At 66.2% G+C, this 10,934-nt stretch carries 13 protein-coding genes; 7 read left to right on the top strand and 6 right to left on the bottom strand.

The genetic code is table 11. From position 1 onward, the window contains the following. Window positions 1-60: 60 nt before the first annotated feature. Window positions 61-798 (top strand): 3-oxoacyl-ACP reductase family protein, encoded by a 738-nt coding sequence (locus tag DL991_RS05160; protein WP_125781488.1) that lies wholly within the window; start codon window positions 61-63, stop codon window positions 796-798. 1 nt (window position 799) lies between these two features. On the opposite strand, the gene DL991_RS05155 is transcribed toward DL991_RS05160, so the two are convergent. Continuing rightward, complete coding sequence (locus DL991_RS05155; protein ID WP_125781486.1) at window positions 800-1,516, bottom strand: TetR/AcrR family transcriptional regulator; 717 nt, start codon at window positions 1,514-1,516, stop codon at window positions 800-802. A 97-nt stretch (window positions 1,517-1,613) separates the two neighbouring features. On the opposite strand from DL991_RS05155, the gene DL991_RS05150 reads away from it, so the two are divergent. Next, window positions 1,614-2,246 (top strand): hypothetical protein, encoded by a 633-nt coding sequence (locus DL991_RS05150; protein WP_125781484.1) that lies wholly within the window; start codon window positions 1,614-1,616, stop codon window positions 2,244-2,246. On the opposite strand, the gene DL991_RS05145 is transcribed toward DL991_RS05150, so the two are convergent. The 5 genes from DL991_RS05145 to DL991_RS05125 all read right to left on the bottom strand — a co-directional run bounded on the left by DL991_RS05145 (window position 2,230) and on the right by DL991_RS05125 (window position 5,868). Continuing rightward, window positions 2,230-2,871 carry a DUF3558 domain-containing protein gene (locus DL991_RS05145; RefSeq protein WP_233598676.1) on the bottom strand — a complete coding sequence of 214 codons (642 nt, stop codon included), beginning with the start codon at window positions 2,869-2,871 and terminating at the stop codon, window positions 2,230-2,232. The two genes, DL991_RS05150 and DL991_RS05145, sit on opposite strands and share 17 nt — an antisense overlap. Next, window positions 2,868-3,266 carry a hypothetical protein gene (locus tag DL991_RS05140; RefSeq protein ID WP_125781482.1) on the bottom strand — a complete coding sequence of 133 codons (399 nt, stop codon included), beginning with the start codon at window positions 3,264-3,266 and terminating at the stop codon, window positions 2,868-2,870. The genes DL991_RS05145 and DL991_RS05140 overlap by 4 nt, the downstream gene beginning before the upstream one ends. A gap of 14 nt (window positions 3,267-3,280) precedes the next feature. Next, window positions 3,281-4,036 carry an ESX secretion-associated protein EspG gene (locus DL991_RS05135; RefSeq protein WP_125781480.1) on the bottom strand — a complete coding sequence of 252 codons (756 nt, stop codon included), beginning with the start codon at window positions 4,034-4,036 and terminating at the stop codon, window positions 3,281-3,283. Between the two features lie 2 nt (window positions 4,037-4,038). Continuing rightward, complete coding sequence (locus DL991_RS05130) at window positions 4,039-5,418, bottom strand: hypothetical protein (protein WP_125781478.1); 1,380 nt, start codon at window positions 5,416-5,418, stop codon at window positions 4,039-4,041. A 78-nt stretch (window positions 5,419-5,496) separates the two neighbouring features. Further along, window positions 5,497-5,868, bottom strand: coding sequence for a hypothetical protein (locus tag DL991_RS05125; protein WP_125781476.1), 372 nt, complete (start codon window positions 5,866-5,868; stop codon window positions 5,497-5,499). 191 nt (window positions 5,869-6,059) lie between these two features. Between DL991_RS05125 and DL991_RS05120 the strand changes: the two genes are divergently transcribed. The 5 genes from DL991_RS05120 to DL991_RS05100 all read left to right on the top strand — a co-directional run bounded on the left by DL991_RS05120 (window position 6,060) and on the right by DL991_RS05100 (window position 10,919). Next, on the top strand, window positions 6,060-6,608 hold the full coding sequence (locus DL991_RS05120) for a YbaB/EbfC family nucleoid-associated protein (RefSeq protein ID WP_125781474.1): 549 nt from the start codon (window positions 6,060-6,062) through the stop codon (window positions 6,606-6,608). Between the two features lie 23 nt (window positions 6,609-6,631). Further along, complete coding sequence (locus DL991_RS05115; RefSeq protein WP_125781472.1) at window positions 6,632-6,973, top strand: hypothetical protein; 342 nt, start codon at window positions 6,632-6,634, stop codon at window positions 6,971-6,973. Then, a complete protein-coding gene (locus DL991_RS05110) occupies window positions 6,966-8,042 on the top strand; it encodes a WXG100 family type VII secretion target (RefSeq protein ID WP_125781470.1) in 1,077 nt (358 codons plus the stop codon). The genes DL991_RS05115 and DL991_RS05110 overlap by 8 nt, the downstream gene beginning before the upstream one ends. A 38-nt stretch (window positions 8,043-8,080) precedes the next feature. Continuing rightward, window positions 8,081-9,739, top strand: coding sequence for a DUF6346 domain-containing protein (locus DL991_RS05105; RefSeq protein WP_125781468.1), 1,659 nt, complete (start codon window positions 8,081-8,083; stop codon window positions 9,737-9,739). 319 nt (window positions 9,740-10,058) lie between these two features. Then, window positions 10,059-10,919 (top strand): ribokinase, encoded by an 861-nt coding sequence (locus tag DL991_RS05100; RefSeq protein WP_125781466.1) that lies wholly within the window; start codon window positions 10,059-10,061, stop codon window positions 10,917-10,919. Window positions 10,920-10,934: the final 15 nt, after the last annotated feature.

Raw genomic sequence — 10,934 nt, 5'->3', positions numbered from 1 at the left:
GGTCGTGAAGCGATTCGATGGAGTTGTTCAAGGACAACGAAATCGAACGGAGAACACCCCATGACCCTCGACGGCAAGGTGGCTTTGGTGACCGGCGGCAGCCGCGGGATCGGTGCCGCCACGGCGATCCGGCTCGCCCAGGACGGCGCCGACGTCGCACTCACCTATCAGCACAACGCCGCGCTCGCGGCCGGTGTCGTGGACGAGATCAAGGCACTCGGCCGCCGGGCGCTGGCGATCCAGGCCGACAGCGCCGACGCCGCGGCTCTGGTTTCCGCGGTCGACACGACGGTCGCCGAGTTCGGCAGGCTCGACGTGCTGGTCAACAACGCGGGCGTCGGCTTCGTCGGACCGCTCGACCAGACGAGCCTGGAGGACATCGACCGCGTGCTCGCGGTCAACGTCCGCGGTGTCTACGTGGCCACGCAGGCCGCGGCCCGGCACCTCGGCGACGGCGGGCGTGTGGTCACCATCGGCAGCTGCGTCTCGGACCGCGTTCCCGGCCCCGGGATGTCGCTGTACGCGGTGAGCAAGACCGCGATGCTGGGCATGACCAAGGGCCTCGCCAGGGAACTCGGGCCGCGCGGCATCACCGTGAACCTGGTCCACCCCGGCCCGACCGACACCGACATGAACCCGGCCGACGGCCCGTACGCCGCCGACCAGCGGAGCCTGACGGCGTTCGACCGCTACGGTTCGCCGTCGGAGGTCGCCGCCACCGTGTCGTTCCTGGCCCGGCCGGAAAGCAAGTACGTGACCGCGGCGACCGTCTCGGTCGACGGCGGGCACGCGGCGTAGCTCACTCCGCGGTGAGGCCGATCTCGCGCGCGAGATCGGCCAGCATCGCATCGAAGAGGACGTCCGGTTTCGAGAACGGGATCGGATAGTTGCCGAAGACCTCGAGCGTGACGTGCCCGTAGAGCCGGGCCCAGAACTGGATCATCAGGTACGTCACGCCGAGGTCGAGCTTCTCCAGCGGGAACGTCGCGCCGGACTCCTTCAACACGGCGAGCAGTTCCTCTTGGAAGGACGTGAGATCGTCGCGCAGCTCGACGGGCACCACGTCGTTCGACGGCGTCACCAGGTCGTGCATCGCGAGCACCCGGCCCGCCGCCGCGAGGAAGATGCGCCCGAACGGCTCGTCCAGCCGGTTTCCCGCGTCCGAAGACGGCGACGCGAAGACCAGCGTGAACTCCTTGGTGTGCGCGAGCGCCCAGCGCCGGAATCCCTTGCAGATGGCGAAAAGCTGAAGCGCGCCCTCGTCCGGAAGCTGCGCGATGTCCTCGGCGAGCCCGGCCGCGAGATCCGCGACGACGTCCGCACGCAGGTGCTCGACCAGATCGTCCCGGGAGCCGTAGTAGCGGTACAACGCCGGCGCCGTGATGCCGAGCTCGCGTGCGATCGCCCGCAGGGTCACGGCCTCCGGCCCCTGCTCGACCAGGAGCGCCCGCGCCGTCCGGCGGATGTCCTGATCGGTCGCGGCGCGCTCGCGACCCCTGCGGCCGGTGTTGGTCATCCGCGCATTCTAGGTGGTCAGTGCGGGGATGGAGCCGCATGGCCTCACGCTGTCGCGGGCTGGCTTCCGCTTCCGCAACTCGTAGCGTTCCATCTTGATGAGACGCCTACTTCTGCTGATCGTGCCCGCTTTGCTCTGCGCCGCCTGCGTTCCCCGGCCCGATCCCGAAGCCGCCTTGACCACGCTGCTCGACGGCATCCGCCGGAACGTCGCCCAAGGGCCGCGGTCCATGCCGGTACACAGCTACCCCGCGCCTTACGACCTCGTCGCCGACCCGTGCGCGGCGTTTCCCGCGGAGGTCTTCACCACGATCACGGAACGGCCGACCGATGGTTTGCAGCGGGATCTGTTCAGTTTGAGCGAAACCCCCGGCTCGAAGCACAACAGTGTCGAGATGCGCTGTGACCGCGCCGGCCAGGTGGCGCTCTCGGAGGGAATCGCACCGAGCGTCACCGTCAGCCAGACCGTGCTGTCCGTGCCGGACCCCGCCGCCGCCATCGCCAGTGTTCGCGAGCAATGTGACTTCAGCCAGGGCGAGCCGCTGTCCCGGCCGATCGGCGAGGCCAGTTGCGGCGATTTCGGCGCCGACGGCGGGCAGGTCCTCTTCCAGAGCGGTCGCGCGATGGTGCGGATCAGCCTCATCGCCGCGAAGACCGACCCGGCCACCACTCGCGAAAACCTGCTCAAAGGCGCCGAGGCCGTCTATGCCCGGCTTACGCCCTCCCCTTGAGGTTCTTCAGGACTTCAGCCGCCACACTGCGTCCTGCAATGCAGGAGTCCTTACCTTCTCGATACGCCTTGTCTCCGAGGCCGAGTGAAACCGAATAGGCAAGCTGATCTGAGACGCCTACCACGACGACGCAGAACTTCTTGTCGTCTTTCGAAACGCCCACGTTGTTGGCATAGCCGATCGTCGGGTAGCCGTCGATCGGGTCAAGTTCGAGCCAGCGGGCTGTTTTCGGTTTTACGCTTTGATAGGGGAGGCTGATTCCTTGGTCGGACTTGGTTTGGTAGCTGATCGAGAAGCCCGCGCCGGTTCCCGATGCGGAACTCCAGTCGCACGCGGCGCCGAGGGCGTCGGTTCCGGGCTTGCCAGGACGCGGTTCACCGATGAAGGATTCGAGTTGCTGGGTGGTGAGGGCGCTGTCGCAGGGGCTCCCGTCGAGCACCTTGGCCGGTAACGGATTCTGCACGGCGGGTGCTCCGCTGTTCGGGACACCCGCCACGCTCGACGATGCGGCAGGTGTTCCTGGTGTGGGGGTGCCGGGGGTGGTGCGGTCGCCATTGCAGGCTGCCAGGAGCAGGATGCCGTTGGCCAGCAAAGCGAAGGCGGCCAGTTGGTTTCGTGAGGTCAATCGATTGTCCCGCTTTTCTTGGTCGCGTCGGCTGCTTGCCGGTCGGCTTCCTCGGTCAGTCCCAGTGATTTTTCCAGTCGGAGGATGAGTTCGGTGAAGTACTCGTCCTGGAATCGTAGATGTCCTTCATAGAATCGCCCGGTTTCGTTGACGCCGTTCGGGCCGTCTACCGCATGCTTGCTTGCTGGTTCATCGCCCGGTGGTACGACCTGTGACAACCGGGCCGCAGCGTAAAACTGGTTGCGGATGAAGTCTCGTTGATCTTGGCACTTCTTGAGCAGGGCACGCATCTCGTCACCGTTCATGGTGAAGCCCTGGCCGCTCGCCGGTGCTGCTCCACCGCCCACGACGTCGTCGCTGTTCTGGAACCAGACATCTCCGAAGAACGAAGTCATCGAGATCTCCCCCTTTACTTCAGTCCGTGCAGGGTCGCGTAGAGGACGTCGACCAGGACGTCCCTGCTCCCCGGTTCGAAGCTGACCAGCGGTTCGCCGTCCTCGCCCGGCAGCACGTAGGTGAGGACGCGTCCGGCGTGGGCGGTGTCGACCACGGTGAGCGGAGTGCTCCTGGTGCCGTTGTTGACCGCATAGAGCTGGTGCACTCCGGTGCGTTTCGCCGCCATCAGTTCCCGCGCCGAGGGCAGCGGGTCGTAGGCAGGCTCCTCGGTCGGGTCCTCGAGGTCGTAGGAATCCTCGTAGACCGGCTGGCCGGAGAAGCGTGATTTCGGGATCTTGACCGGATTGATCCGAGCCGGTGCGACCGGGGGCAACATGTCGACCAGGGATTCGGCGCCGTAGCCGGGGTCGATGACGTCGATGCGGATCTTCTCGTCCTGGCGGATCACTCGGACCGCGTCCGGGCCGGACGCCGACACGAGGATGTTCCCGGTCTCGTCCGACTCGATGTCGCCGAGCCAGGCGGTGAACCGCAGCGGGCCGGTGGCCAGCACCCGGAGGAGGTCGCGGAACTCCCTGGTCAGGGTGCCTCCGGAGGCCAGTTTCAGCTCGGTGAGGGTGTCGAGCACCGCGTCGTCGAGATTCTTCTTGGTGTCTTCGGCGAGCCACAGGTGGTCCGGGCCGAGCGCCGCGGGCGGAGTGCCGTGGCGCTCCCATTCCCACGCGGTGAGCAGGACGGTCTTCGGCAGGTACAGAGGTGCTTCGAACACGGTCAAAGCCCGATCACCGGCGGGACCGGCTTCGTGTCAGTGCCGCCGAAGACGCTCTCGGGGTCGGCTTCCTGCAGGTACGAGGCACGCTGGTGCTCCTCGTCCTCGCCGCCCTTGCCTTTGCCCGCGCCGGCGCCCATCGGGCCCATCCCGGGCGCGCCGGGCCTGCCCGCGCCCCCGGCGGGACCACCGGGCATTCCGGGACGCGCCACCTGGCCGGGTTGACCGGGAGCCATCGCCCCACTGCCGCGACCGGCTCCGGGCGTGGCGGCGCCACTGCCCGGCCCACCGGAAGAACCCGAGCCAGGTCCGAAACCGCCGCCGCTGCCTGGACCGAATCCAGGGCCGAAACCAACTCCGCTGCCACCACCTGGGCCGAAGTTGGTGCCACCACCGGTGCCGGGGCCGAAGGACGGCGGCTGGTAACCCGGATACGACGAAGGCTGCGGAGGCGTGTAGCCCGCCGCCCGCGTGCCGTCGTCGTACTGACCTGGGCGGAAGCCCGGATCCGAAGGCTGGTGAGGACGGGGAGGTTCATACGGCCGCGGGCTCGGGGTTTCGTGGCCGGGTGGCGGCCCCGTCGGTGGCGGTGGCTGCACCCCGCCCGGAGGCGGCCGGTACCCACCGTCGCCGGGATCCGAGCGCCCGTCGAATCCCCGCACCTTGCCGTCGTCACCAGGGCCGGGACCGGGACTGCTGTCGTCGACCTTGAAATCGCCGCCGTCGAACGCGCCGAGCTGCCCGTAGTCGATGGTCCGGCCCGTGGTGTTCGAGCTCGACTGGTCGTTATAGGCGTTGTAGCGATCGAGGTTCGCTTGCGCCTTCTGGTTGTACTGGTTGACCTTGTCTTCGGTGTCGGTGTCCCACGGAGTCGCGTCGTCGTAGGTGCCCGTGGTCGGTGGGTCCGCGGCGACCTCACGGTCCAGTGAGTTCTTCAGTGACACGAACTGGTCCAGTTGCGTCTGCGTCAACCCCGAATTGCGCTCAAGGCTCGATGAGGCGGAAGTGGACGAGTCGGCGAGCGGTTGAAGCTTCGCGCGCGCCGCGTCGGCGGCGCCACCGGTCCAGGCGGACTCCAGCGCCGTCATCACGCCGCGGGTCCCGTCATGCAACTGGGTCTGGTTTCGGGCTTGTTCGCCGCCGACCCTGCGCGCCTCTTCCAACGAGCCGGTGCCAGGGCCGTTCAGGACGGCTTCGAGCAGCTGCTTGGGCGTCATTCCGCCCTGATTGACCGCTCCGGAGCCGTCGCTCACGTTCGACCCGACGATTCCGCCGACGATCGCACCGACCGGCCCGCCCACGACGAAACCGGCCGCCGCACCGGCGCCCGTCTTGCCGAGCAGCCCCGCGGCCGCCTCCCATACGTCCCCGAACAAACCCATCGAAGCCCTCCCCGGCCCAATCGGTTGATGTCTTGCGCTCACGCACAATACCGTGCCGATTACACCAGGTGGGCGGATTCAACCCAGAAGGCGAGCTTGCAGCCGGGTGATCGGCCGGAGCGCCAGGAAGATCGGAATGGCCATTCCGAGCGCGACGAAGAAATGCACGATCCAAGCCCCCGCCAGCGTCGGCCCGCCCCACGTGCCCTCCGGGTCGTTCCCGGTCCAGAAGAACCCGTAGGTCGCGATGCGCCCGACAAGATAGAAGAGCAGCAAAGCGAGCAGGAACGCGATCACACTCGGACCGAAGGCCGCCAAGAATCGCGGCCGTGCCCCGCTTCCCTGCCCGAGCCAGCGCCGAGAGAGCCCACGCTGGACCTTCGCGCCACCGAGGTAACCCGGAAGAACGAGCAGTGCGTAGATCGCGCGTTTCCAGTCCGAAATCGTCATACCCGGCACGCTATGAGCTTCTGACCTGTGCTGATACCGGGCTGACCGCCGACCCAGGGTAGGGAAAACCGGGGATCGTTGTGGTGATCCACACGACCGGGGTGTGGATGCGCGCGAAACGTTCCCCGCCGTCAGACGGGTATGCAACACTCGGTCGCCGAATGGCTACGACGTGAACAGGGGAGGTTCGCGTGTCGAACCCTGAGCAGCTCTTCGCTGATTTCGAGGCCAAGCTGGCCGACGCCCAGCGAAAGGCGAATCAGATGCGCACCGAGATCGAAGGCGTCTCGGTGTCCGAACGCAGCAAGGACGGCCAGATCTCGGTCAAGGTCAACCACGCGGGAAACCTCGTGGGCCTGGAGATCGGTCCGTCCGTGCGGGACAACCCGGCGCTCGCGCAGGAGATCCTCCGCGTCGTCCAGAGCGCACAGAGCAAACTCGCCGGCGCGATGCAGGTCGGCGTCCCGTCCATCGCGGGCACCGAGACGATGAACGAGCTGGTCAACCAGCTGCAGAGCGAGTACCCGGAACCCGAGCCGACAGGCTACGTCGAGGGCGGTCACCAAACGGTGGACGAGGACGCCCGCTTCGTCGCCGAAGACGAACTCGACGCGCCCCCGCCCCCTCCCGCCCCGAAGCCGCCCGCCCCTCCGGCCACACCCGCGCCACCGCGCGCCGCGCGACGGCCGCAGACGGACCACGAGGACGACTACTTCACCGGCGGCGACTTCCTGCGCTGAGCGGGTTCTTGAGGGAGGGAATCATGGGACAGCCACAAGGCAAACAGGGCTTCAATGTCGACCCGGTGCGGATCGACGAGCACGCCAAGCAGGTCGAGAAGACTTTGGAACTGCTTCAGACAGCATTGAGCGCTGACCAGACGAACCGGATCAAGTCCGAGGACTTCGGTCTGATCGGTGATCTCGTCCAGCTCGACGCATGGTGCAACACCGCCGCAGACAAGGCGGTCGAAGCTCTCAAGGCGGCTGTCGATGCCGGGAATTACCACGTGGACACGGTCCGAGCGTGGGCTCAGGCGCGCCGGGTCGACGATGAATCCGCCAAGGATCTGGTCAACCGTGCGGGGCAGGTGAAGCATGGCTGAGCCGGGCTCGAACCAGATCATCCAAGACGCCACGAAGGAAACGGACTCGGAGAAGTACGTCGTCGACAGTGCCCTGGAAGGCGCGGGCGCGATCCAGGACACCATCGGCGGCATCGAAAAGCTCGTCCACGGTGACTGGACGGAAGGCCTGCTCAGTCTGGGTAGCGCGGGCGTCGACATCGGCATGATCGCCGCTGGGGGCAACCCGTTCGAGTCTCTTCTGAGCTGGGGGCTCGGGTGGGTCATCGAGCATGTCGACTTCCTGAAGGAACCGCTCGATTACGTCACCGGCGATCAGGACGCGCTGGATCTCGAAGCGCAGAAGTGGACCACCATCAGCAAAGACGTCCAGAAGATGGCGGAAGAACTTACGGACGAGGTCCGTAAGAACACCATGGACTGGACCGGTCAGGTGGCCGACCGGTACCGCGAGTACGTTCAGGAACAACTGGACACCTATCGTGCGCTTTCCGATGCCGCGAGCAATGCGGGCGCCGTCGTGGAGATCTGTAAGACGATCCTCGACGTCGTCCGCACGCTCATCCGGGACCTCATCACCGATACCCTCGCCAAGATCATCTTCATCCTGCTCAGGTACCCCCCGCCCGGCTACCCCGGAGCCCTTGCGGGTGAAGGTGTTCCGTTCGCCGTGAAGCAGGCACGGAAGGCGATGGGGCAGGTTCAGCGTCTGATGAAGGCCTTCTCGAATGCCAAGGGCATCCTCAAACTCCTGGGCGAGGCGCTGGAATCCATCGCGAAGGGGTTCGGCAAGTACGCGAAGGGTGTTGGCCAGGGGCTCAGCCACATGGCCAAGGAAGTTGTCCCGGGCCTTGGTGGCGCGGCGATCAAGGAAGCCGTGAAAGGCGTTCTCGACGTCGGTGTCGGCAGCGACAACAACCAGAGCGATCTGGACAAACAGCGTGACAAGACGAACACCACCATCGAGCCCAAGGACAGTGGAGTGGTCGGCAGCGGTGGCGGAAGGACGGCTGCATCGTCGGTTCGCAAGGACGGCGTCGAGCCGGTATTCGACCAGCCTGGCGAGCAGCGGATCTCCGGTTCGTTGTAATGAAGGGCGCAAGCCGGACTAAGGCGACCGGTGCAGGTGTGCTCGCCGCGGCGGTGACGGTCGCATTGGTGATCGGGCCTTTACTTTTCTTCGTTTGCCTGACGATGTTCCGCTTGGCGGGGGCGCCGGAGATCAACACCGGACAGACAGCGGTCGGCGACGCTTCGGCAGTGATCAAGACCTGTGAGCGCCGTGGCCCCGTTTCCTCCGAGGGCTTCGGTTACTTCTGGGAGTGTGATGCCGAGGTCACGGTGAACGGCCACTCGCTCGGCGCCATCAGGTTCGATCCAGATGAGCTGACGCCGGCCGATGGAACGAATGTCGTCGGCGTTCAGCGAAGTGGCGATCACTGGCAGCGCGACGTCGCACATCCCTATCGCCTGCTGCACGTGGCCGGGCTCGTGATCCTGATGATCGACTTCTTCGCGGTGTTGGCGGCTTTGATACCGCTGCTCGTCTCCGTCCTGTGGGTGTTCGCTCAGCTCTGGCGTCGAAAAACTCCCGAAACCGTTGCCTCCGGGGAAGAGGAGCAGCAAGTCGCCATTCGGATCAAGGCCCCTCCGAAGCCGAAGCGACGCTCGCCTACCGGAGCCACCGTGCTCGGCTTCAGCGGTCTTTTCTCACTGGTAATCGGCGTGTGGATGTTCTACCTCCACAGCCGGCTGAGCGGCGATCTTTGGGGATTCGCCGCAGCCCTGTCGATCGTGTTGCTCGGAATCGGGTTTTCGGCCGCTGCGGCTTGGTGGGCTTTCGCGCCGGAGAAACCCGGTGAGGTAAAGACGATCGAACTCACGGAAGCGGGGATGAGGCAGCAGGACGATTCGTCGGAGGCGTTGGTGTTGCCGTGGGATGACGTTCGATCTGTGGTGTTCGATGAACGCGGGCGACCAGGGCGGATCAGTGTCCACTTGACCTTGGCCGACGAGGCGTCGAGGGAGAAGCTTCTCGAGGAATACAGACAGCCCTCGAAGTACGGAGTCCTCCTGACTCCCGAAATCGCGATGGAAGAGGCGGAGTCGGCGTCGGAAGCGATCGAAGATTTTCGCCCTGGCTTGGTGCATTGGCGCTCGCGCGAACTCTCGCGCGGTGGTTTCGGGCCCGGCAGGAACTCCGGACCGCGTCTGGTGAGATGGAAGGACGGGGCATCCGCCGCACAGCGGGTGGATGCGGAAGCCATGCGAGCGGACGAGCCGGTCAGGATCCGGTCCGGCCGGATGCCAGGAGCGAGAATCCTCGGTTTCGCCGGGCTTTATGCGCTGATCGTTTTGCTGTTCGTCCTTCGGCAGTCCGCTGATTCCGTGCCTTTGTGGTGGTCACCGGTAGTCGTGCTCGCGACGGTGACGTGGGGCGTGGTGCTCCACAAGACGCGATTCCGCGGAACGCCCGGCGTTTTCGAAGTGGACGAAGACTCCTTGACCTGGTTCGAGCGCGACACGCCCCAGAGGCATGTCGTACCACGCGAAATTCCACCGGTCGATGTGCTGCTCACGGACCTCCAGCAGCTCCAGTTCGAGCGCGTTCCACCGGAGCACGGCCGGAAGTACGTCAGGCTTTCGGTACGCAACGATGGTGTCCGGTCGGTTCTCGCGGAGAAGATCACGGCAGCCGCCGCATCGCGTCTGACCGAGACGCTGAAAGCACGATCCGCCTTCGCGGGCGATGTGGTGCTCAAGCAACCAGGGCGAACACCGGCCTGAGCAGCGGCGCCCGCGAACCGGGGCGCCGCCGGCGCCGATCACTCGGGGGGCTACGTGATCGACGCCGGCGACCCGATGCCCCACTCCCGGCAAGCCGGAATCGGGGCAACGTCACCGCGTGGACGCGGCAACGCATCTCAAGAGCGGGCGTGATCGCCGAAGTGACGTCCGGGGGAAGGTTATCCCCCGAAAGAGTGACGGCGTTCCGCTGCTCGCCTGATTGTCGCACTACGCGCCGAGAAAGTTACAAAGTTCTTCACATCTTCGCCGGGAGAAGGGTCATGACCGGACAACTGCTGGTCATGGCATCGTTTCCTCCATGACTTCTCAGGTGCTGGTCATCGGGTCCGCCAATGCCGATCTCGTCGTCCCGGTCGACCGGCGACCCGGGGGTGGCGAAACCGTACTCGGTGGCGACACGGTCTTGTCGCCGGGTGGCAAGGGCGCCAACACGGCGGTCGCCGCGGCGAGGCTCGGTGCCGACGTCGCGTTGCTCGGGGCGGTCGGTGACGATCCGTACGGCGAGTTGCTCAAGCGGTCGCTGGCCGAGTCCGGGGTGAACACGGGCTCGTTGCGCACGAGTGAGCGTCCGACGGGGATCGCGTACATCACGGTCACGCCCGACGGCGAGAACTCGATCCTCGTCTCGCCAGGCGCCAATTCCGGGCTGCGCCCCGAGGACATCGATCTCGACGGCGCCGAGATCGTGGTGTTGTCGTTGGAGATCCCGCTCGAGACCGTCGAGCACGCCGTCGCGAAGGCTGTCGAGAATGGCGTGAAGACCTTGTTGAACCTGTCCCCGGCGGCCGAGCTTTCCGCGAAGACGCTTCAGGGGCTCGACGTCCTGCTGGTCAACGAGCACGAGGCTGCCTTCCTGCTCGGTGGTGAGGCTGACTTCCCCAAGTTGCTCGATCTCGGTCCGAAGGCCGCTGTCGTGACGCTCGGCGCGAAGGGGGCGGCGGTGGTGACCGCGGACGGCGTGACGGAGGTGTCGTCGCCGAAGGTCGAGGCCGTCGACACCACGGGCGCCGGTGACGCTTTCGCGGGCGCGCTCGCCACGTCGCTCGCGAAGGGCGAGGGGCTGGCCGACGCGGCGCGCAGGGCGGTGAAGGTGGCGGCGATCACCGTGACCCGTCAGGGCGCGCAGCCGTCGTATCCGACGACGTCCGAACTGGAATGATGTGTGCTTCTGTGT

The sequence above is a fragment of the Amycolatopsis sp. WAC 01375 genome (assembly GCF_003947325.1).
Taxonomy (GTDB): domain Bacteria; phylum Actinomycetota; class Actinomycetes; order Mycobacteriales; family Pseudonocardiaceae; genus Amycolatopsis.
The sequence above is the reverse complement of the archived record's forward strand: the minus strand, read 5'-3'. Positions and strand labels throughout refer to the sequence as shown.